We start from the raw sequence: 22076 nt of genomic DNA, 5'->3' as shown, positions 1-22076 counted from the left end.
ACCGTTCCCATGTGGGAGCTGGCTTGCCTGCGATAGCGGTAGATCACCAACGCTTTCGTTGACTGACACACCGCCATCGCAGGCAAGCCAGCTCCCACAAGGGAGATCAGTGATGGCTTGAAGATTGAGTTTCATCCGGCAATTGAATGCCAAACAACACAAAAATAAAAAGATTCGAGGTGTTGCATGTCCCAGTTAGAAACGCAGACTCCTGCCGCGCCCGCCATGGTGCGGCTGCCCCTCTTGCAATTGATTCTGGTAGGCCTGCAACACGTCTTGCTGATGTACGGCGGTGCCGTCGCCGTGCCCCTGATCATTGGCCAAGCCGCCGGCTTGAGCCGTGAAGAAATCGCCTTTCTGATCAACGCCGACCTACTCGTAGCCGGTATTGCCACCATGGTGCAGTCGTTCGGCATCGGCCCGATGGGGATCCGCATGCCGGTGATGATGGGCGCCAGTTTTGCCGCCGTGGGCAGCATGGTCGCCATGGCCGGCATGCCCGGTATCGGTTTGCAGGGCATCTTTGGCGCGACCATCGCCGCCGGGTTCTTCGGCATGCTGATCGCGCCGTTCATGTCCAAGGTGGTGCGCTTTTTCCCACCGCTGGTGACCGGTACGGTGATCACTGCCATCGGCCTTTCGCTGTTTCCCGTGGCGGTGAACTGGGCCGGCGGAGGTAGCGCCGCCGCCACGTTTGGCTCGCCGGTCTACCTGGCGATTGCCGCCCTGGTGCTGGGCACTATCTTGCTGATCAACCGCTTCATGCGCGGCTTCTGGGTGAACATCTCGGTGCTGATCGGCATGGGCCTGGGTTACGCGCTGTGTGGCGTGATCGGCATGGTCGACCTCAGTGGCCTGGCCCAGGCGCCATGGGTGCAGGTGGTAACGCCGTTGCACTTTGGCATGCCCAAGTTCGAGTTGGCGCCAATCCTGTCGATGTGCCTGGTGGTGGTGATCATTTTTGTCGAGTCCACCGGCATGTTCCTCGCCCTGGGCAAGATCACCGGCCAGGAGGTCACGCCGAAGATGCTGCGACGCGGCCTGTTGTGTGATGCCGGCGCGTCGTTCTTTGCCGGCTTCTTCAACACCTTTACCCACTCCTCCTTCGCGCAGAATATCGGCCTGGTGCAGATGACCGGCGTGCGCTGCCGCTCGGTCACGCTCATGGCCGGCGCGTTCTTGATCGTGCTCAGCCTGTTACCCAAGGCGGCCTATCTGGTGGCATCGATTCCACCTGCGGTACTCGGCGGCGCGGCGATTGCGATGTTCGGGATGGTGGCGGCAACCGGGATCAAGATTCTGCAGGAAGCCGACATCGCCGACCGCCGTAACCAGTTGCTGGTGGCGGTGAGCATCGGCATGGGCCTGATCCCCGTGGTACGCCCGGAGTTCTTCGCACAACTGCCGTTGTGGATGAGCCCGATTACCCACAGCGGCATCGCCATGGCCACCCTCAGCGCGCTGTCGCTGAACATCCTGTTCAACATTCTCGGCGGCGCTGAGCGCCCCGAAGTCGCACATACGCATTGATTCCTTTGTTAGTACAAAAATAACAACAAACAGGGAACCCCCACATGCACAACCTTGACATGGGGCCGGCCACACGCCGCGCCCCATTCTTGCCCCTCGCGCTCTGTTACAGCGCACTTGAGCCCAGGCCTGGGAGCCAGTATTCTCCGCGCCCGCTCGAATCGACTCAAAAAAAAACAGCGAATGTAAAAGCTGACCTCAAGGCCAACTTATCCCGGCCTGATGTTTGCTGCCAAAGTGCGCAAAAGCCCCCTGTATTCGACTGCATTCGCTGCAGCCGACGGGGATTTTTTGGCTTTTTGAACACCTTGGCGCAGCTCTTGCTAAAAGCATCAAAGCTGACCGAACAGACGATTTTTGCAGCGAACCAAAAGGCGCCACACCAGAGCGCCTGCGTAGAAGAAAAACCATAAAATTTTAACTCGGGAGCAACCGAATGAAACCTATGTTCAAAGGCCTGATGCTGGCTGGATCACTGTTGGCCGGTGGCCAGGCCGTAGCCGGTGACTTGTTGCAATGGCAAAACAACAGCCTGACTTATCTGTGGGGCAAGAGCTTTACCGTCAACCCGCAGATCCAGCAAACCGTCACCTTCGAACATGCCGACGCATGGAAGTACGGCGACAACTTCTTCTTCCTCGACCGTATCTTTTACAACGGCAAGGAAGACGGCAATGTGGGCCCGAATACTTACTACGGCGAGTTCAGCCCGCGTTTGTCGTTCGGCAAGATCCTGGACAAGGACCTGTCGTTCGGCCCGATCAAGGACGTGCTGCTGGCCTTCACCTATGAGTTCGGCGAGGGCGATAACGAGTCCTACCTGCTGGGTCCGGCGTTCGACTTGAACATCCCCGGTTTCGACTACTTCCAGTTGAACTTCTACCAGCGCCAGACCGAGGGCAATCGCCCGGGTGACGGCGTGTGGCAGATCACTCCGGTCTGGTCGTACACCATTCCCGTGGGTAATTCCGACGTGCTGATCGACGGTTTCATGGACTGGGTGGTGGATAACGACAAGAACGCCCGCGGCACTTATCACGCCAACCTGCACTTCAACCCGCAGGTCAAATACGACTTGGGCAAGGCGCTGCATTGGGGCGACAAGCAGTTGTATGTGGGTTTTGAATACGACTACTGGAAGAACAAATACGGGATCGAGGATTCGGGAGCATTCAAAACGACTCAGGACACAGCAAGCTTCCTGGTCAAGTACCACTTCTAAAGGTCGATCGCGGTTCCCTGTGGGAGCTGGCTTGCCTGCGATCGCGATGTGTCTGTGCCAGCAGTGTTGGCTGGCATACCGCTATCGCAGGCAAGCCAGCTCCCACATTCAGTTTGGCGTCAGGCCGAGGAAACGAGTGATTTCTTCGCGCTTGGCCAGCGCATCCTTGCGCCCCAGTTCGATCAACTCGCTGCAATACCCCGCCTCGAACAACAGATAACTCAACACCCCTGCCCCGCTGGTCTTGGTCGCCCCCGGCCCGCGCAAAAACACACGCAACGCCGCCGGCAACTCCTGGCGATGTCGTGCGGCGATTTCATCGATGGGCTGGCTGGGGGCAATCACCAGCACCTCTACCGGTGCCAGGCCCTGCACCGCCGCATCCACAGGCACCACACGGCTGAACTGATTCAAGCGCTCCAGCAGCTCGATATCGCTTTCCAGGCTGTCAATGAACGTGCTGTTGAGCATATGCCCACCGATTTGCGCCAGGGTCGGTTGCTGGCCGGTGTAGGTGCGTTGCACCGAAGGTTCATTGCCCCGTGGGTTGCCGCTTACCCCCACCACCAACACGCGACTGGCGCCCAGGTGCAAGGCCGGGCTGATGGGCGCGGACTGGCGCACCGCACCGTCGCCGAAATACTCCTGACCGAGCTTGACCGGGGCAAACAGCAGCGGGATCGCCGAACTGGCCAGCAGGTGCTCTACCGTCAGTTGGGTCGGTACCCCAATGCGCCGATGACGCAACCAGGCATCGATGGTGCCGCCGCCCTGATAGAAGGTCACCGCTTGCCCGGACTCATAGCCAAAGGCCGTCACCGCCACAGCCTGCAAGTGCTTGCGGCGGATAGCCTCGTCGATGCCGTCCAGGTTCAAGCGCTCTTGTAACAAGTCGCGCAGTGGCGAACTGTTGAGCAACGCCACCGGCACCTGGCTACCCAGGCCCAACAGGCTATGGATCAGGAAACGACTGGCCTGGCGCATCACCCCCGGCCAGTCACTGCGCAGCACCTGATGGCTGCGAAAGCCCTGCCAGAAGGCCGTCAGCCGTTGGATGGCTGCCGAAAAATCACTGGCGCCGCTGGCCAGGCTCACCGCATTGATCGCACCAGCCGAGGTGCCGACGATCACCGGAAAAGGATTCGCTGCCCCCGCAGGCAGCAATTCGGCAACCGCCGCCAGCACCCCCACCTGATACGCCGCTCGCGCCCCGCCGCCGGAAAGAATCAAGCCTGTGACCGGTTCAGCTGGGCGCATTGCGTCACTCCATGTGAGAAAGGGTTGGGCTTATCGACGGCGCTTTTCGTACAACTTGGGCTCACCCGGCGGTCGGCTCTTGAAGCGGCGGTGGGTCCACAGGTATTGCTCGGGGCATGCGCGTACCGAGGCTTCGACCCACTGGTTGATGCGCAGGCAGTCGATTTCGTCGGTTTCACCCGGGAAGTCGGTCAGCGGCGCATGGATCACCAGGCGGTACCCGCTACCGTCAGCCAGGCGCTCCTGGGTAAACGGCACCACCAGCGCCTTGCCCAGGCGTGCGAACTTGCTGGTGGCGGTGACGGTAGCAGCCTGGATGCCAAACAACGGCACGAAGATGCTTTGCTTGGCGCCGTAGTCCTGGTCTGGCGCGTACCAGATGGCCCGGCCGGCGCGCAGCAGCTTGAGCATGCCGCGCACGTCGTCACGCTCCACGGCCAGGGAATCGAGGTTGTGGCGTTCACGACCACGGCGCTGGATAAAGTCGAACAGCGGGTTGCCGTGTTCGCGGTACATGCCGTCAATGGTGTGCTTCTGCCCCAGCAGCGCCGCGCCGATTTCCAGGGTGGTGAAGTGCAGCGCCATGAGGATCACGCCCTTGCCGTCCAACTGCGCCTGCGTGAGGTGCTCCAACCCTTCGACATGGGCCAGGCGCGCCAGGCGCGGCTTGGGCCACCACCAGCTCATGGCCATTTCAAAGAAGGCGATGCCGGTGGAAGCGAAGTTTTCCTTGAGCAGGCGTTTACGTTCCTTGGCGGATTTTTCCGGGAAGCACAGCTCAAGGTTGCGCGCCGCAATACGGCGACGATCGCCCGCCACGCGGTACATGCCCGCGCCCAGCAGGCGACCAATGTTCAACAGCGCCCGATACGGCAATTGAGTGACCAGCCACAGCAGGCCGAGCCCCAGCCATAGCAGCCAAAAACGCGGGTGAAGAAATACAGCTCGAAAACGCGGGCGATCCATTACAGATTCCGGTAAAGACAAGGGCCGCGCATTCTACAACGGTTCGACTCGGCTTGCGGCGAGTGAGTGTTCTCGTTATAAGTCTCGACACTTTTCGTGACAAGCCGCTTTCGCCGACCATGAGCCAAACCGAACCGCTAGACCAAGATCCCGTGTTCCAGCTAAAAGGCAGCATGCTCGCCATTACCGTGCTGGAACTGGCCCGCAATGACCTCGACGCCCTGGACCGCCAACTGGCCGCCAAGGTCGCCCTGGCGCCAAACTTTTTCAACAACGCCCCGCTGGTGCTGGCGCTGGACAAGCTGCCGGCCGGCCAGGGCGTGATTGATTTGCCCGGCCTGATGCGCGTATGCCGTTCCCATGGCCTGCGCACCCTGGCGATTCGCGCCAGCCGCATCGAAGACATTGCCGCCGCCATCGCCATTGAACTGCCAGTACTGCCACCGTCCGGTGCCCGTGAGCGCCCGCTGGAACCATTGGTCGGCGAAGAAAAGAAAAAACCGGAAAAACCACCGGAGCCTGCGATCAGGCCTACAAAGATCATCACCTCGCCGGTACGCGGCGGGCAGCAGATTTACGCCCAGGGCGGCGACCTTGTGGTGGTCTCCTCGGTCAGCCCGGGGGCGGAACTTCTTGCCGATGGCAACATCCATGTATACGGCCCGATGCGCGGACGCGCCCTGGCCGGCATCAAGGGTGATACCAAGGCCCGTATTTTTTGCCAGCAGTTGACCGCTGAGCTGGTTTCCATCGCAGGTCAGTACAAGGTTTCCGAAGATTTGCGCCGCGATCCACTGTGGGGCGCTTCGGTACAGGTCAACCTGTCGGGCGATGTGTTGAACATCATCCGTCTTTAACGGATACTGCCGCATTTTCCAAGCATCTCTAGACTCTGATAGCAAAGCGAAACCGGCAAGACTTGTGTAGGACTTTTTGGAAGTTGGTGTTTCCCCATGGAAACCCCGTCTTTTTCCTGCAAAGGCTGTCCGCCTGCGGCGAGTTCCAAGAGATGTTTTTCAGGGACCGAAAGTCCTTTTTCCTTAGGGGTGAAACACCTTGGCCAAGATTCTCGTGGTTACATCCGGCAAGGGTGGTGTGGGTAAGACCACCACCAGCGCCGCTATCGGTACCGGCCTCGCTCTGCGCGGCCACAAGACAGTCATCGTCGACTTCGACGTCGGTCTGCGTAACCTTGACCTGATCATGGGCTGTGAGCGTCGCGTGGTGTATGACTTCGTCAACGTGGTGAACGGCGAAGCCAACCTGCAACAGGCCCTGATCAAGGACAAGCGCCTTGAGAACCTGTACGTGCTGGCTGCCAGCCAGACCCGTGACAAAGACGCGCTGACCAAAGAAGGCGTCGGCAAAGTCCTCGCCGAGCTCAAGGAAACCTTCGAATACGTGGTCTGCGATTCCCCGGCCGGTATCGAAACCGGTGCTCACCTGGCGATGTACTTCGCCGACGAAGCCATCGTGGTGACCAACCCGGAAGTCTCCTCGGTACGTGACTCGGACCGCATGCTCGGCCTGTTGGCCAGCAAGTCCAAGCGCGCCGAAGAAGGCCAGGACCCGATCAAGGAGCACCTGCTGCTCACCCGCTACAACCCGGAGCGCGTCAACAACGGCGAAATGCTCGGTGTTGAAGACGTGAAGGAAATCCTCGCCGTGACCCTGCTGGGCGTGATTCCGGAATCCCAGGCCGTGCTGAAGGCATCCAACCAGGGCGTACCGGTGATTCTCGACGACCAGAGCGACGCCGGCCAGGCGTACAGCGATGCCGTCGATCGCTTGCTGGGCAAGACCGTGGAACACCGCTTCCTCGATGTCAAGAAGAAGGGATTCTTCGAGCGTATCTTTGGAGGCAACTAAACAATGAAATTTCTCGACTTCTTTCGCGCCAACAAAAAACCCAGTACCGCATCGGTCGCGAAAGAGCGTCTACAGATCATCGTGGCGCACGAACGCGGCCAACGCAGCACCCCGGACTACCTGCCAGCCTTGCAGAAGGAACTGGTCGAGGTGATCCGCAAGTACGTCAATATCGGCAACGATGACGTGCATGTCGCCTTGGAAAATGACGGCAGCTGCTCGATTCTGGAACTCAATATCACCCTGCCCGATCGTTGATCGAACGGGCGGTCGCCACGGCGGCTCTGCTACCTGGCCCTGTACTGCTGTAGGAGCGAGCTTGCTCGCGAAAAACCTGAGAACACCGCGTTTAACCTCAATGAACGCAGTGCCGATAAGTTCTTCGCGAGCAAGCTCGCTCCTACAGGGTGAGGGGGCGGTCAGTGGAGCCGCCGTTGGTGTTTGTTACGAGGCTGTTTAATGCCGCTGTCCAATATCCACATCCTGCATCAGGACGACGCTGTCCTGGTGGTGAACAAGCCGACCCTGCTGCTCTCGGTGCCTGGCCGCGCCGACGACAACAAGGACTGCCTGATCACTCGCCTGCAGGAAAACGGCTACCCCGAAGCCCGCATCGTCCATCGCCTGGACTGGGAAACGTCGGGGATCATCCTGCTGGCCCGGGACGCCGACACCCACCGCGAACTGTCCCGCCAGTTTCACGACCGCGAGACCGAAAAGGCCTACACCGCCCTGGCCTGGGGCCAACCGGCACTGGACAGCGGCAGCATTGACCTGCCCCTGCGCTACGACCCGCCGACCAAGCCCCGCCATGTGGTCGACCATGAGTTCGGCAAACATGCACTGACCTTCTGGAAAGTCCTGGAGCGTTGCGGCGACTGGTGCCGCGTAGAGCTGACACCCATCACCGGGCGCTCGCACCAGTTGCGCGTGCATATGTTGTCCATCGGGCATCCGTTGCTGGGCGATGGTCTGTACGCCCATGAACAAGCCCTGGCCGCCTGGCCGCGCCTGTGCCTGCATGCAAGCATGCTCAGCTTCACCCATCCGCAAAGCGGCGAGCGCCTGCGCTTCGAGTGCCCTGCGCCTTTTTGAAGGGCTGATGCGGTCAAATGTGGGAGCTGGCTTGCCTGCGATATCGGCGTGCCAGCCAATACATCTGGCACAGAAAGACCGCTATCGCAGGCAAGCCAGCTCCCACAGGGTTTGATGTGGTTCTCGGCCATGCACGCTCACTCCAAATATCTGGCCAATACGGTAAACTCTCGCCACTGCTGTCTGGAGCTATTTATGCGCGAAGCGTTGAATCAAGGCCTGATCGACTTCCTCAAGGCCTCCCCTACTCCTTTTCATGCCACTGCCGCCCTGGCCCAGCGCCTGGAAGCCGCCGGCTACCAGCGTCTCGACGAGCGCGACACCTGGGCCACCGAGGCCAACGGTCGCTACTACGTGACCCGCAACGATTCCTCGATCATCGCCTTCAAGCTCGGCCGCCAATCGCCGCTGCAGGACGGTATCCGCATGGTCGGCGCCCACACCGACAGCCCGTGCCTGCGGGTCAAGCCCCAGCCGGAGCTGCAACGCCACGGCTTCTGGCAACTGGGTGTGGAAGTCTACGGCGGCGCGCTGCTGGCGCCCTGGTTCGACCGCGACCTGTCCCTGGCCGGGCGTGTCACCTTCCGCCGCGATGGCAAGGTCGAGAGCCAACTGATCGACTTCAAGCTGCCGATCGCTATCATTCCCAACCTGGCCATTCACCTCAACCGTGAAGCCAACCAGGGCTGGGCGATCAATGCCCAGACCGAGCTGCCGCCGATCCTGGCGCAGTTTGCCGGTGACGAACGCGTGGACTTTCGCGCCGTGCTCACCGAACAGTTGGCCCGCGAGCATGGGTTGAATGCCGATGTGGTGCTCGACTACGAGCTGAGTTTCTACGACACCCAAAGTGCTGCCGTGATCGGCCTCAATGGCGACTTCATTGCCGGTGCACGCCTGGACAACCTGCTGTCGTGCTACGCCGGCTTGCAAGCCTTGCTCTCCAGCGACACCGATGAAACCTGCGTGCTGGTGTGCAACGACCACGAAGAAGTCGGCTCCTGCTCGGCCTGCGGTGCCGATGGCCCGATGCTGGAACAGACCCTGCGTCGCCTGCTGCCCGAAGGTGAAGAATTCGTACGCACCATCCAGAAATCCCTGCTGGTGTCGGCAGACAACGCCCACGGCGTGCACCCCAACTACGCCGACAAACACGACGCCAACCACGGCCCGAAACTCAATGCCGGCCCGGTGATCAAGGTCAACAGCAACCAGCGCTACGCCACCAACAGCGAAACCGCGGGGTTCTTCCGCCACCTGTGCATGGCCCAGGAAGTGCCGGTGCAGAGCTTCGTGGTGCGCAGCGACATGGGCTGTGGTTCGACCATCGGCCCCATCACTGCCAGCCACCTGGGCGTGCGCACCGTGGACATCGGCTTGCCGACCTTTGCCATGCACTCGATCCGCGAGCTGTGCGGCAGCCATGACCTGGCGCATCTGGTCAAGGTGCTGGGGGCGTTCTACGCCAGCCGCGATTTACCCTGATTGCGCACTGTGGGAGCGGGCTTGCTCGCGAATGCGGTACATCAGCCAACAGATTCAGTGACTGGCACACCGCATTCGCGAGCAAGCCCGCTCCCACATTTAACGCTGAGTACACCTGACCTGAATCATCTGCAACTTTTATAATCCGGCCTAGACTTGTCAGAACTTCCAGTCCGACAAGGCCGCCCCTCGCCATGATCTCAATGTCCTCATTCCACGCCATGCTGATCCCCATCCTGATCGGCATGATCATGCTCGCGGTCGGCTTCAACTTTCGCGACAAGCCTCTGGGCGTGTTTGGCATGTGGATCGGCATGCTGTTGATCCTCGGCACCGTGCTCTACAAGATCCTCGCCAAACTGGCGCAGTGACAAATGCGCTCGCATTGGGCATAGCGGCCTCGTACACTCGGTCAATTCGTCGTTTTCAAGGTTGACCGCCTCGTGCTTTCCCGTCTGTTTGCCCTGCCCTGCTACCTGCTGATCGCCCTGCTCACGCTGCTGCCAGTGATGCCCGCCCAAGCCGTGGGCTTGCCCGGGATGCTGGGCGGCTCCAGCAAGACCCAACCCCAGGCGGAAGTGCCCCTGGGGCAGTCGCTGGACGAAGTGATCAAGACCCTGGAAAACGACCAGCAACGCACCCAGTTGCTCAGCGACCTGAAAAAACTGCGCGCCGCCACGCAAAAGGCCCAGCCCGCCGCCGAACTCGGCGTACTCGGGTTGATCGGCAGTACGCTGTCGGGCTTTGAGCAGCAGTTTTCCGGCGCCGACAGCCCGTTGGGGCGCTGGTCCAACGAAGTCGACCTGGCCAAGGATGAACTGGCCGCCCTGATGTTGCCGGCCAGCGAATGGCTGCCGATCATCTTCGGGTTTGCTGTGATCCTGGCTGTGTGGAGCCTGCTGGCCGCTGCGCTGATCTGGCTCAGCCATCGGGTGCGCGAGCGTTTCGGCCTGCCCGAAGAGCTGCCGCAGCATCCGCGCACCTGGGACATGCTGCGCTTTGCCCTGCGCAAGCTGGGCCCCTGGTTGATCGCCTTGGTGATCACGGTTTACCTGAGCTACGCCCTGCCTTCCTCCCTGGGCAAATCCCTGGCCATGGTGCTGGCCTATGCCTTGGTGGTCGGCACCTGTTTCTCGGCAATCTGCGTGATTGCCTTCTCCGTACTCGACGGCCCGCACCGCCACCGCGCCTTGTATATCCTGCGCCACCAGGCGTTCCGCCCGCTGTGGTGGATCGGCAGTTTTGCCGCCTTCGGTGAAGCCTTGAGCGACCCGCGCCTGGTTGCCGCGCTCGGCCAGCATCTGGCCCACACCGCCGCGACCGTGGCCAATGTCATGGCGGCGTTGTCCACCGGGGTGTTTATCCTGCGGTTCCGCCGTCCGATTGCGCACCTGATCCGCAACCAACCGCTGTCGCGCCGCCTCAACCGCCGAGCGCTCACCGATACCCTGTCGATCATCGGCACCTTCTGGTACATCCCGGCTCTTCTGCTGGTGGGCATCTCACTGTTCGCCACCTTCCTGTCGGCCGGCGACACCAGCACCGCCCTGCGCCAGTCGCTGCTGTGCACGGTGTTGCTGGTGTTGTGCATGGTGATCAACGGCCTGGTGCGCCGCCACGCCCTCAAGCCGCACCGCGGGCACAAGCGCCATGCGCTGTACTCCGAACGCCTCAAAGGCTTTGTCTACACCCTGGTGCACCTGGTGGTGTGGCTGGTATTTATCGAACTGGGGCTGCGGGTCTGGGGCCTGTCGATGATTCGCTTTACCGAAGGTGAAGGCCATGAAATAGCCGTGAAGCTGTTCGGCCTCGGGGGCACGTTGCTGTTTGCCTGGCTGATCTGGATCCTCAGCGACACCGCGATTCACCACGCCCTGACCCGCTCGCGTAAAGGCCTGGCCAACGCCCGCGCGCAAACCATGATGCCGTTGATCCGCAACGTGCTGTTCGTGACCATTTTCATCATCGCCGCCATCGTCGCCCTGGCGAACATGGGCATGAACGTCACGCCCTTGCTGGCCGGTGCGGGTGTGATCGGTATCGCCATCGGTTTTGGTGCACAGTCGCTGGTGGCGGACTTGATCACCGGCCTGTTCATCATCATCGAAGACTCCCTGGCCATCGACGACTACGTGGATGTGGGCGGCCACCTCGGCACGGTGGAAGGCCTGACCATCCGTACCGTGCGCCTGCGCGACATCGACGGCATCGTGCACACCATCCCGTTCAGCGAAATCAAGAGCATCAAAAACTACTCCCGGGAGTTCGGCTACGCGATCTTCCGCGTGGCGATCCCCTACAACATGGAAATCGACGACGCGATCAAACTGATGCGCGAGGTCGGCCACGCCATGCGTAACGACCCATTGCAACGCCGCAATATCTGGTCGCCGTTGGAGATCCAGGGCGTGGAAAGCTTCGAATCCGGCAGCGCGATCCTGCGCGCACGCTTCAAGACCGCGCCGATCAAGCAGTGGGAAGTGTCGCGGGCATTCAACCTGTCGCTCAAGCGGCACCTGGATGAAGCCGGGCTTGACCTGGCGACACCGCGCTTGAGCGTGCAGGTGCAGACTGCCGGGAGCGTGCAGGAGAAAGATCCACAACAATAAGCAAGGAGAGGTTGGTATGCGAATGAACGGTCTGACACACCAATGGGTTTTGGGTCTGCTCGGCGCGGTCGCGAGCAGTGCAGTGATCGCCGCCAGCAGCGGCCAGGACAGTGCTCGGGAAACCATTGCCGCCCAGGCAAAAATCCTCGAACCCAGCCTGTTGGAAACCCGCCGCGATATCCACGCCCATCCGGAACTGGGCAATACCGAAACCCGCACCGCCGAGTTGGTCGCCAAACAGTTGCGCGAACTCGGCCTTGAAGTAAAGACCGGGGTGGCCCGCACTGGCGTCGTCGCCATCTTGAAAGGTGCCCTGCCCGGCCCGACCGTGGCTCTGCGCGCCGACATGGATGCGCTGCCGGTCAAGGAAGTCGCCGACCTGCCCTTCGCCTCCAAAGCCAAGGGCACCTACCTGGGCAAAGAAGTCGACGTGATGCACGCCTGCGGCCACGACGCCCATACCGCTATCCTGCTGAGCACTGCGAAGATTCTTACCGGGATGCGCGAGCGGCTGCCCGGCACCGTGGTGTTTTATTTCCAACCGGCCGAAGAAGGCCCCAGCGATTTTATCCCCGACGGCAAGAACACCTGGGGCGCGAAGATGATGGTGCAGGAAGGCGTAATGAAAGCGCCCAAGCCTGACGCGGTGTTTGGCCTGCACGTATGGGCCGGTGTGCCTGCAGGGCAAATCGCCTATCGCCCGGGCCCGACCCTGGCCAGTTCCGATGACCTGCGCATCAGGATCCTCGGCAAACAGACCCACGCCGGCCGCCCCTGGGACGGTATCGACCCGATCACCGTCGGCGCGCAAACCATTGTCGGCTTGCAGACCGTAGTCAGCCGCCGTACCGATATTTCGTCATTCCCCTCTGTGGTGAGCATCGGCACCATCAACGGTGGCACCCGCTATAACATCATCCCCGAGTCGGTGGACATGAGCGGCACCATTCGCTCCTACGACTACGGCATTCGCCAGAAGCTGCATGGGGATGTGCGCCAGACCGTAGAGAAAATCGCCGAAAGCGGTGGCGCCAAGGCCGAAGTGACGATCATCGAGAAGTACGACCCCACCATCAACAATCCGGCGCTGACCGAGAAAATGCTGCCGAGCCTGCGCTGGGCGACTCAGGATGATGTGGTGCAAGGCCCGTTGGTGGGTGGCGCCGAAGACTTCTCGTTCTATGCCAAGGAGGCGCCGGGGCTGTTTGTCTTCCTGGGGGTGACCCCAAGGGACCAGGACATGAGCAAGGCGGCGCCGAATCACAACCCTGGGTTCTTTGTGGATGAGTCGGCGTTGGTGGTGGGCGTGAGGACGCTGGCGTCGTTGGCGACGGATTACCTTTACACCCACACCCCCCTGTAGGAGCGAGCTTGCTCGCGAAAAACTTCAGAACGCCGCGTTTATTCAGGGTAAACGCGGCGTTCTTGCGTTCTTGCGTTCTTCGCGAGCAAGCTCGCTCCTACAGTGTATTGGGGTGAATCAGTTGGCGAGGGCCGCGCCGCCCATTTTCTGGCGCAGGCTCAGCGGGCGCATATCGGTCCACACTTCCTCGATGTAGGCCAGGCATTCTTTCTTCATGCCGCTCTTGCCCACGGTGCGCCAGCCTTCCGGCACGGCCTTGTAGTCGGGCCAGATCGAATACTGTTCTTCATGGTTGACCACTACCTGAAAGAGGATGTCGTCGCGGTCAAATACTGAGGTCATTGCTGTTCTCCGTCGCTCAAAGGCTGGCTGCGCACCACGCGCAGCACTGATATCTGTAGAAACGTACCAAGGGCCTGGAAAATTAGACGCTGGCCACGGCCGCCGCCAAGGCGCGCCCGAAAATCTCGGCCACCTGGTCGACTTCGCCAGCGGTGATCACCAGCGGTGGCAGAAAACGCACCACACTGCCATGGCGCCCGCCCAGTTCCAGGATCAGCCCGCGCTTGAGGCATTCGCGCTGCACCAGCGGCGCCAACTGGCGATGCACCGGTGGGTGGCCCTGACTATCAGGCGTGCCAGTCGGGTCTACCAGCTCCACCCCCAGCATCAGCCCACGCCCACGGATATCCCCCAGATGCGGGAAGTCGCGCTGCAGGATGCGCAGGTGTTCGCCCAGGCGCTCGCCCATGGCCGCCGCATGGCCCGCCAGGTCGTGATCCTTGAGGTAGCGCATCACCGCCGAGCCCGCCGCCATCGCCATCTGGTTGCCGCGGAAGGTCCCGGCATGGGCGCCCGGCAGCCAGGTGTCGAGCCAGTCGCGATACACCACCACCGCCAGCGGCAGGCTGCCGCCAATCGCCTTGGACATGACCACCACATCCGGGATGATGCCCGCGTGTTCGAAGGCAAACATTTTGCCGGTACGCCCAAAACCGCTCTGGATCTCATCGACGATCAGCGCCACCCCCGCTTGCGCGGTGATACGGCGCAGGCCACGCAGCCAGTCGAGGTCCGCCGGGATCACGCCACCCTCGCCCTGGACCACTTCGACAATCACCGCCGCTGGCAGCAACACGCCGGCTTCCGGATCGTTGAGCAGATTCTCCAAATAATGCAGGTTGACCCGCACGCCTTCGGCGCCACCCAGCCCAAACGGGCAACGGTAGTCATACGGGAATGGCAGGAACTGCACGCCATTGCCGAGCAAGGCGCCCAAGGGTTTCTTGGGTCCCAGGCTGCCCATCAAACTCAGCGCGCCCTGGCTCATGCCGTGATAGCCGCCCTGGAACGACAGCACGGTGCTGCGCCCGGTGGCGGTGCGCACCAGCTTCAACGCGGCTTCCACCGCATCGGTGCCGGTGGGGCCGCAGAACTGGATTTTCGCTTCTCGCGCCAGCTCCGAAGGCAGCAAACCGAACAGGTCCTGCACGAATTGATCCTTGACCGGCGTGGTCAGGTCCAGGGTGTGCAGGGGCAGTTCGTCGCTCAGCACTTGCTGGATGGCCTGGATCACCACCGGGTGGTTATGCCCCAGCGCCAGGGTTCCGGCGCCGGCCAGGCAATCGATGAACCGACGCCCCTCGACGTCCTCCACGTAGATCCCCTTGGCGCGCTTGAGCGCCAAGGGGATGCGCCGAGGGTAGCTGCGGGCGTTGGATTCCTGCTGGCGCTGGCGGGCCAGCAGCGGGCTTTCGTCAAACTGATAGAGCGTTTCCGCGGCCTGCACCGGGGCGTCTTCGATACGGCTGGTAGCGACTGACATCTCTGGATCCCTCAATACGCTGTTGATCGTGACCAAACTGCCGATCCGTTGGCGTCTGGCCCAAGGGCATGCGCACGGATTTCCTGTTGTGGAGACGCTTCAGGTGCACGGGGATTTAGGAAGTTGGTCGGATATTTACCGATTGTGGGGAGATTAAAATGTGGGAGCGGGCTTGCTCGCGAAGGCAGTGTGTCAGTCGCTGCATCGGTTACTGCACTACCGCTTTCGCAGGCAAGCCAGCTCCCACATTTGAACAGCGCTCAGCTCCGAAGCCCGCGGTATTTTTCATTCAGCGCATAAAGAATCGCGCACGTCTCTGCATCCAGGAACCCACAATAATCCAGTGGCCGAAAGTGCATCTGGAACGCTCGGGTACGCTGCTCAAAGGCCTGGCGATTCTGCGCGGGCTTGTAGCCATACCGCTGAAACGCCCGCTCCACTTCCACTTCCGGCGGCAAGCCGAGACAAAAGCGGCGCTGGTACATCGCCCGGGTCGACTCATCAAACCAGGCCCCGATGCCGGCTTCATGCAGCACCCGCCACGGCAGCCGAGGCCCTGGGTCGCTCTTGCGCCAGTAGGCCACGTCCGAATGCCCGAGCCAGTCAGTAGGGCCGACCTGCGGATAACGTTCCAGCAGGTCGCGAAGCAATTCAATCAATACATCAACCTGCGCTGGTGCATATTCAGGAAAGGTAAAGACGCCCGCGTCATCCCGCGCCAGGTTGACGATTTCAATGCCCATCGAGCGGCTGTTGAGGTCAGCCTTCCCCGCCCAATAGCTCACGCCTGCATGCCAGGCGCGCTGGCCCTCGTCCACCAGGCGAAACACCCGCAGTTCTTCATAACCGGCGGCGCGGTAGCTGGGTTCATCAGGGTCGGGCAGCAGATAGTGAGCGCTGACGCCATCTTGAGTGAGGGTGCGTAGCGAGGAAGCAAAGGGCGAAGCGGTGTAGTGCAAAACCACCTGTTGCACGGTTTCGCCGCGGCGGTCGTTGAAATCCCTGGCGGGGAAACTGGTGTCGATCACCAACATAAGAACGGTCCTTTTCAATTCAGGCCGACTCATTCGGCCCGTTCAAGCGCAAAAAAATTACCGCCATCCTGAAGGCTTGAGCCTCAGGCGGGCGGTAATTATTTGCCACGTGAAAAGTCAGTTCAGCGCCGCAATGGCATGCCCAGGTCGACCCGCATACCGTCGGGCTGGCTGTCAAAATGCAACGAGCAGGAGCAACGTTGCACAATCGCCTGGACAATCGCCAGGCCCAGGCCACAGCCTTCGCTGCTGCCATTGCGCCAGAAGCGTTGGGTGAGGTATTGCAGGTCTTCGCTGGAGATCTGCTGGCCATGGTCACGCACGCGGAACACCACGTTATCCGGGGTAGAAAACACCTGCAGTTCCACGCGAGTCTCGGCGGGGGTATGGCGCAAGGCGTTGTCCAGCAGGTTACGCAAGGCCGCGACGGCCAGGCCCACGGGCATTTCTACCGGAGCGTGGGAGAGATCCGGCGCCAGGATCAGATCGATACGGGAATTGTCACCGGCGTTGGCATCCTGGATCGCCAACCGGGCGACTTCCTCGGCACTCGATTGCAAGCCATCATCAAACGACAGGCTGCCTTCCACCCGCGCCAGCAACAACAGTTGCTCCAGGGTGCGATGCAAGCGGTCGGCGCCCTCCTCGGCGTGCGCCAGGGACTGGTCGCGGGCCGCGCCCTCGGTCATGCGTGCGACTTGCAGGTGGGTCTTGATCGCGGTCAATGGGCTGCGCAGTTCATGGGCGGCGTCACCGGTCAGGCGACGTTCGCGCTCGATGGTCTTGGCAATGCGCTGCAGCAGTTGGTTCTGGGTGTCGAGCAACGGCTTGAGTTCACTGGGCAGCGGGTGAATCTGCAAGGGTTCGAGGGAGTCGACACTGCGCCGCATCAGCGCGTCACGCATACGGTTGAGCGGCACCAGGCTCTGGCCGATGCCCAGCCACAGCAGGCACAGGCAGCCCAGCAACGCCACGCCGACCGGCACCGACGCCGCCAGCAGGATCGACAGGTTGAGGGCTTCGCGCTCCACCTGGCGGTCGGCGGTGGTGATCAGCAAATCGCCACGGGACAGGGTAAAACTGCGCCAGCCCACACCGTCGATGATCTGGTCGCGAAAACCGCTGCGGCGCGACTCCAGCCCTTCCTCCGGCGTGGTATGGCTACGCGCCAGGATCTCGCCGCGCAAGGAACTGACCTGGCAGGCCATGCCGCCCGGCACATTCAGTTGTTCGGTGCGCAAATGCGCGCCACCGCTGACGCTGGCCAGGCCCGGCATCTGCTCGGTGAGCCCGGCCACCATGCGCGCCGAAGCCACCAGGCGCTGGTCGAGGGAAAACATCATCTGGTTGCGCAAATCGTTGAGCATCCAGGCGGCCGCCAGCACCCAGATCAGCACAAAAGCGGCGCCCAGCTTGAACGTCAGGCGCAGGCGCAAGCTCATCACGGCGTGTTTTCTCCCCCATCAGCGGTGCCCAGGCGATAGCCCAGCCCCCTGACGGTTTCGACGATGCCATTGCCCAACTTGCGCCGCAGGTGGTGGATATGCACGTTGAGGGCGTTGCTTTCCAGTTCGTCGCTAAAGCCGTAGACGCTGTCCTTGAGCTGTTCACTGGACAGTACGCGGCCCTTGTTGTGCAACAGCGCCTGCAACAACGCCTGTTCACGCCGGGACAAATCTACCGGCTGGCCACCGAGGAAGGTCTCGCGGCTGCTGGGGTCGTAGGCCAGGCGGCCATGTTCGATCAGATTGACGCTGCGTCCCGCCACACGGCGCAGCAGGGTTTGCAGGCGAGCAGCGAGTTCACGCAGGTCGAAGGGCTTGAGCAGGTAGTCGTCGGCGCCGGCTTGCAGGCCGTCGACGCGGTTGGTCACCGAGTCCCGCGCGGTGAGGATCAGCACCGGAATGTCCAACCCCTGGCTGCGCTGTTGTTGCAGCAGCTTGAGGCCGTCTTCGTCGGGCAGGCCAAGGTCGAGCACCATAATGTCGAAGGCCGCGGCCTTGAGCATCGCCCGCGCAGCCGAGGCCGTGGCCACGCGCTCCACGGTGAAGCCCTGGGCGGTCAGGCCGGCCACGATGCCACTGGCGATCAGTTCGTCGTCTTCACAGACCAGTACGTGCATGGTTAACCCTTCATAAAAGATGGCGCGATTAGAAAAGCCACGGATTAAGCGCGCATTATGCCGCTAAAGTTCGCAACACCGGATAATCCCTACGCTCTAGAATAGCGGCGGTTAATCATCGGTTAATCAACGCCACACATTGTGTGCCTCACTTGCATCGAACTAAGGCTTGACCATGCGGCATCTGTTTACCTTTCTGCTGGTGTTGTTCGCGGGATTCGCCCAGGCAGCGCCGGGCAGCCCCTTCGAAACCAAACCCGACTTCCTCCCGGTGGGCAAAGCCTTCGCCTTTACCTCCGAACGTCTTGAGAGCGGCGAAACCCAGCTGTTTTGGCAGATTGCCGACGGTTATTACCTGTACCAGCAACGCATGAAGTTCGACGGCCTGGCCGAAAAACCCGTGCTGCCCGAGGGTGAAGCCCATAGCGACGAGTTCTTTGGCGAGCAGCAAGTCTATCGCCAGGGCCTGGAGGTGAAGATCCCCGCCGGCACCACCGGCCAGGTCAAGCTCGGCTGGCAGGGCTGCGCCGATGCGGGTCTATGCTATCCGCCGCAGTCGATCACCGTGGACCTGGGCGGCAACCCGGCCGTCGCCGCCACCGCGCAAGCCCAGGACCAAAGCCTGGCCAGCGGCCTGCAACAGCGCAGCCTGGGGTGGAGCCTGCTGGTGTTCTTCGGCCTGGGCCTGCTGTTGGCGTTTGCGCCCTGCTCGTTGCCGATGCTGCCGATCCTCGCCGGCCTGGTGGTGGGCAGTGGCGCCAGCCCGCGCCGTGGCTTTGCCCTGGCCGGCAGTTACGTGGTGTGCATGGCGCTGGTGTATGCCGCCCTGGGGGTGATGGCCGCGTTGCTCGGCGCCAACCTGGCGGCGTTGCTGCAAACCCCGTGGATCCTTGGCAGCTTTGCGGCGTTGTTCGTGCTGCTCGCCCTGCCGATGTTCGGCTTCTTTGAACTGCAACTGCCCGCCTTCCTGCGCGACCGCCTCGATAACGTCAGCCGCCAGCAAAGCGGTGGCAGCCTGGTGGGTGCCGGTGTGCTCGGCGCATTGTCCGGCCTGCTGGTGGGGCCGTGCATGACCGCGCCCCTGGCCGGCGCCCTGCTGTACATCGCCCAGAGCGGCAATGCGCTGCACGGTGGGCTGATCCTGTTCGCCATGGGCATCGGTATCGGCATTCCGTTGTTGCTGTTGGTCACTGTGGGCAACCGCTTCCTGCCCAAGCCGGGTACCTGGATGAACGTGCTCAAGGGCATCTTCGGCTTCCTGTTCCTGGGCACCGCGGTGCTGATGATTCGCCCGGTAGTCGGCGACAGCCTGTGGATCGGCCTGTGGGGCGCCTTGGCGCTGGTGATGGCGTACTGCGGCTGGGCGCTGGCCCGTGAGTCCGGCCTGGCGGCCAAGGTATTCGGCGCCGGTTCCCTGGTGCTGGGCCTGTGGGGCGCGGTGCTGGTGGTGGGGGCGGCCGGTGGCAGCGATGAGCTGTGGCAACCCTTGAAGGTTTACAGCGGCTCAAAGGTCGCCGGTGCACCGAGCGCCCACGATGCCTTCACCACGATCAACGACCCGGCCGTACTGCAAAGCCAACTCGACAGCGCCAAGGCCCAGGGCCAGTGGGTGCTGTTGGACTATTACGCCGACTGGTGCGTGTCGTGCAAGATCATGGAAAAACAGGTGTTCGGCAAACCCGAGGTGATGGACGCGCTCAAAAACGTGCGCTTGCTGCGCCTGGACGTCACCGCCGACAACGCTGCCAGCCGCGAGCTGCTGGGCCGCTACAAAGTGCCAGGGCCACCGAGCTTCGTGTGGATCGGCCCGGACGGTGAAGAACGCCGCGCCCAACGCATCACCGGGGAAGTAGACGCCGCCGCCTTCCTGCAACGCTGGACCCAGACGCGGGACGCTCTCTGATGCTGACCCTTACCATCGGCACCTTCGCCATCGCCCTGAATCACCTGCTGCTGATCAGCGCGCTGATTCTCGCCACCCTGGTGGGCTGGCGCGTGGCCAAGCGCGGCGGCGAAAACCCGGAGTCGGTGCTGTTCAGCCTGTTCCTGCTGGGCCTGCTCGCCGCCCGGGTCAGTTTTGTGCTGATGTATTGGAGTTATTACAGCAACGACTGGGTGGAGATGGTCGACCTGCGTGACGGCGGCTTTCTCGCCTGGCCCGGGATCATCGCGCTGATCCTCGGCGCGCTGGCGTACGGCTGGCGTCGCCCGGCCCTTCGCAAGCCGCTCAGCGCCGGGGTGATCACCGGCCTGTTGTTCTGGGGCATGACCAGCCTGTCCCTGAGCCTGTACGAAAAAGGCACACGCCTGCCGGACATCACCCTGCGCAATGCCAATGGCGAGGTGGTGCAACTGGCGGATTATCAGGGCGGCCCCTTGGTGATCAACCTGTGGGCCACCTGGTGCCCGCCGTGCCGGCGCGAAATGCCCGTACTGGAAAACGCCCAGCGCATGCGCCCCGACGTGACCTTCCTGTTCGTCAACCAGGCCGAAAGCATGCAAAGCGTCAGCACCTACCTGGCCACCCAGGGCCTGACCCTGGACAACGTGCTGTTCGACGCCAGCGGCCGCCTCGGCCAGGCCGTGGGTTCCATGGCCTTGCCGACTACGCTGTTCTACCAAGCCGATGGGCGCCTGATCAACAGCCACCTGGGCGAACTCTCCGAAGCCAGCCTGGCTCGTGCCATGGAACCCTTCGACAACACCACGACAAGGAAACCGACATGCCTCGCCTCCGCCACCTGCTGACCCTGCTGCCTTTGACGCTAGCCGCTACGCTGGCCCAGGCCGAAGACCTGCCGGCCCCGATCAAACAGATCGAAGCCAAGGGTGCCAAGATCATCGGCAAATTCGATGCGCCCAGTGGCCTTACCGGCTACGCCGCCCAGTACCAGAACCGTGGCATGGCCTTGTACCTGACCGCCGACGGCAAGCACGTGATCGCCGGCAACCTGTACGACGCCCAGGGCAATGACCTGAGCACCGCGCCCCTGGAAAAACTGGTGTACGCGCCGATGGCCAAGGAAGTCTGGGCCAAGATGGAAAACAGCAGCTGGATCCAGGACGGCGACAAAAATGCCCCGCGCACCGTCTACCTGTTCAGCGACCCCAACTGCCCGTACTGCAACATGTTCTGGGAACAGGCGCGCCCGTGGGTGAAGGCCGGCAAGGTGCAGTTGCGCCACATCATGGTCGGCATCATCCGCGAAGACAGCCCAGGCAAATCCGCCGCCCTGCTCGCCGCCAAAGACCCGCAAAAAGCCCTGCAAGAACACGAAGCCGCCGGCAAGGGCAGCAAGCTCAAGGCGCTGGAAAAGATCCCGGCCGAGGTCGAGGCCAAGCTTGATGCCAATATGAAGCTGATGGATGAACTGGAGTTGTCGGCGACGCCGGCGATCTTCTATCTGGATGACAAGGGTGGGTTGCAGCAGCAGCAAGGGGCGCCTTCGCCGGATAAGTTAGTGAAAATTCTCGGACCAAAATAAGCGCCGCCATCGCGGGCGCCATCGCAGGCAAGCCAGCTCCCACATTTGAATGTATTCGCAACTCAAAATATGGGAGCTGGCTTGCCTGCGATGAGCATAGGTATCTATACAACTTTGTGGGTTGTAACAGCAGACGGTAACCACGATGCGAAGCGAGTCGCTCTTGCTCTTGATCTGCTTTTGATCTTGACCTTAAGCGCCCCGTCAAACCACG

The 22076-nt window shown here is 61.9% G+C and carries 21 protein-coding genes; 14 read left to right on the top strand and 7 right to left on the bottom strand.

What is annotated here, in order from left to right; all coding sequences use genetic code 11:
• Nucleotides 1–186 precede the first annotated feature (186 nt).
• From BMH52_RS25975 to BMH52_RS25970, 3 genes are read left to right on the top strand one after another with little or no spacing between them, the layout of a single operon-like run.
• Nucleotides 187–1530, top strand: a complete 1344-nt coding sequence (locus BMH52_RS25975; protein WP_003192826.1) for a nucleobase:cation symporter-2 family protein — start codon at nucleotides 187–189, stop codon at nucleotides 1528–1530.
• Nucleotides 1531–1574: 44 nt separating this feature from the next.
• Complete coding sequence (locus BMH52_RS29075; RefSeq protein ID WP_133633034.1) at nucleotides 1575–1943, top strand: hypothetical protein; 369 nt, start codon at nucleotides 1575–1577, stop codon at nucleotides 1941–1943.
• A 23-nt stretch (nucleotides 1944–1966) separates the two neighbouring features.
• Nucleotides 1967–2752 (top strand): outer membrane protein OmpK, encoded by a 786-nt coding sequence (locus BMH52_RS25970; protein ID WP_003192827.1) that lies wholly within the window; start codon nucleotides 1967–1969, stop codon nucleotides 2750–2752.
• A gap of 108 nt (nucleotides 2753–2860) precedes the next feature.
• Here the strand turns inward: BMH52_RS25970 and BMH52_RS25965 are convergent, their stop codons facing one another.
• Nucleotides 2861–4009, bottom strand: a complete 1149-nt coding sequence (locus BMH52_RS25965; RefSeq protein WP_073845512.1) for a patatin-like phospholipase family protein — start codon at nucleotides 4007–4009, stop codon at nucleotides 2861–2863.
• A 30-nt stretch (nucleotides 4010–4039) separates the two neighbouring features.
• Nucleotides 4040–4975, bottom strand: a complete 936-nt coding sequence (locus tag BMH52_RS25960) for a lipid A biosynthesis lauroyl acyltransferase (RefSeq protein WP_019818602.1) — start codon at nucleotides 4973–4975, stop codon at nucleotides 4040–4042.
• Between the two features lie 119 nt (nucleotides 4976–5094).
• On the opposite strand from BMH52_RS25960, the gene minC reads away from it, so the two are divergent.
• The 8 genes from minC to BMH52_RS25925 all read left to right on the top strand — a co-directional run bounded on the left by minC (nucleotide 5095) and on the right by BMH52_RS25925 (nucleotide 13396).
• Nucleotides 5095–5832: a septum site-determining protein MinC gene (minC, locus tag BMH52_RS25955; protein WP_014719299.1), complete on the top strand. Its 738-nt coding sequence runs from the start codon at nucleotides 5095–5097 to the stop codon at nucleotides 5830–5832.
• Nucleotides 5833–6031: 199 nt separating this feature from the next.
• The gene (minD, locus tag BMH52_RS25950) at nucleotides 6032–6844 is read left to right on the top strand and encodes a septum site-determining protein MinD (RefSeq protein WP_003192835.1); all 813 of its coding nucleotides are present in this window, start codon (nucleotides 6032–6034) and stop codon (nucleotides 6842–6844) included.
• Between the two features lie 3 nt (nucleotides 6845–6847).
• Nucleotides 6848–7102 carry a cell division topological specificity factor MinE gene (gene minE, locus BMH52_RS25945; RefSeq protein WP_003175252.1) on the top strand — a complete coding sequence of 85 codons (255 nt, stop codon included), beginning with the start codon at nucleotides 6848–6850 and terminating at the stop codon, nucleotides 7100–7102.
• 201 nt (nucleotides 7103–7303) lie between these two features.
• Nucleotides 7304–7939, top strand: a complete 636-nt coding sequence (locus tag BMH52_RS25940; RefSeq protein ID WP_003192838.1) for an RluA family pseudouridine synthase — start codon at nucleotides 7304–7306, stop codon at nucleotides 7937–7939.
• 195 nt (nucleotides 7940–8134) lie between these two features.
• Nucleotides 8135–9424 (top strand): M18 family aminopeptidase, encoded by a 1290-nt coding sequence (locus BMH52_RS25935; RefSeq protein WP_014719300.1) that lies wholly within the window; start codon nucleotides 8135–8137, stop codon nucleotides 9422–9424.
• A gap of 203 nt (nucleotides 9425–9627) precedes the next feature.
• Entirely contained in the window at nucleotides 9628–9795 is a 168-nt protein-coding gene (locus BMH52_RS29355) for a hypothetical protein (protein WP_014719301.1), read from the top strand.
• A gap of 72 nt (nucleotides 9796–9867) precedes the next feature.
• The gene (locus BMH52_RS25930; protein ID WP_019818612.1) at nucleotides 9868–12033 is read left to right on the top strand and encodes a mechanosensitive ion channel family protein; all 2166 of its coding nucleotides are present in this window, start codon (nucleotides 9868–9870) and stop codon (nucleotides 12031–12033) included.
• 16 nt (nucleotides 12034–12049) lie between these two features.
• Complete coding sequence (locus BMH52_RS25925; protein WP_073845510.1) at nucleotides 12050–13396, top strand: amidohydrolase; 1347 nt, start codon at nucleotides 12050–12052, stop codon at nucleotides 13394–13396.
• A 117-nt stretch (nucleotides 13397–13513) separates the two neighbouring features.
• On the opposite strand, the gene BMH52_RS25920 is transcribed toward BMH52_RS25925, so the two are convergent.
• The 5 genes from BMH52_RS25920 to BMH52_RS25900 all read right to left on the bottom strand — a co-directional run bounded on the left by BMH52_RS25920 (nucleotide 13514) and on the right by BMH52_RS25900 (nucleotide 18377).
• Nucleotides 13514–13738 (bottom strand): MbtH family protein, encoded by a 225-nt coding sequence (locus tag BMH52_RS25920; protein WP_073845508.1) that lies wholly within the window; start codon nucleotides 13736–13738, stop codon nucleotides 13514–13516.
• 82 nt (nucleotides 13739–13820) lie between these two features.
• The gene (locus BMH52_RS25915; RefSeq protein WP_003192849.1) at nucleotides 13821–15221 is read right to left on the bottom strand and encodes an aspartate aminotransferase family protein; all 1401 of its coding nucleotides are present in this window, start codon (nucleotides 15219–15221) and stop codon (nucleotides 13821–13823) included.
• A gap of 260 nt (nucleotides 15222–15481) precedes the next feature.
• Entirely contained in the window at nucleotides 15482–16255 is a 774-nt protein-coding gene (locus tag BMH52_RS25910; RefSeq protein WP_073845506.1) for an N-acetylmuramoyl-L-alanine amidase, read from the bottom strand.
• 122 nt (nucleotides 16256–16377) lie between these two features.
• Complete coding sequence (locus tag BMH52_RS25905; RefSeq protein WP_003192853.1) at nucleotides 16378–17697, bottom strand: ATP-binding protein; 1320 nt, start codon at nucleotides 17695–17697, stop codon at nucleotides 16378–16380.
• Nucleotides 17697–18377 carry a response regulator gene (locus BMH52_RS25900; protein ID WP_014719307.1) on the bottom strand — a complete coding sequence of 227 codons (681 nt, stop codon included), beginning with the start codon at nucleotides 18375–18377 and terminating at the stop codon, nucleotides 17697–17699. Before BMH52_RS25900 ends, BMH52_RS25905 begins: the two co-directional genes overlap by 1 nt.
• Nucleotides 18378–18552: 175 nt before the next feature.
• On the opposite strand from BMH52_RS25900, the gene dsbD reads away from it, so the two are divergent.
• The 3 genes from dsbD to dsbG are packed head-to-tail and all read left to right on the top strand — an operon-like array spanning nucleotide 18553 to nucleotide 21862.
• Nucleotides 18553–20280, top strand: a complete 1728-nt coding sequence (dsbD, locus tag BMH52_RS25895; protein WP_072433719.1) for a protein-disulfide reductase DsbD — start codon at nucleotides 18553–18555, stop codon at nucleotides 20278–20280.
• On the top strand, nucleotides 20280–21125 hold the full coding sequence (locus BMH52_RS25890) for a TlpA disulfide reductase family protein (RefSeq protein WP_072433718.1): 846 nt from the start codon (nucleotides 20280–20282) through the stop codon (nucleotides 21123–21125). Before dsbD ends, BMH52_RS25890 begins: the two co-directional genes overlap by 1 nt.
• Complete coding sequence (dsbG, locus tag BMH52_RS25885; protein ID WP_020302229.1) at nucleotides 21101–21862, top strand: thiol:disulfide interchange protein DsbG; 762 nt, start codon at nucleotides 21101–21103, stop codon at nucleotides 21860–21862. The genes BMH52_RS25890 and dsbG overlap by 25 nt, the downstream gene beginning before the upstream one ends.
• Nucleotides 21863–22076: the final 214 nt, after the last annotated feature.

The sequence above is a fragment of the Pseudomonas sp. BTN1 genome, from assembly GCF_001907715.1.
GTDB classification, from domain to species: Bacteria; Pseudomonadota; Gammaproteobacteria; order Pseudomonadales; family Pseudomonadaceae; genus Aquipseudomonas; species Aquipseudomonas paracarnis.
This window is presented reverse-complemented; position numbering and strand designations above follow the sequence as displayed.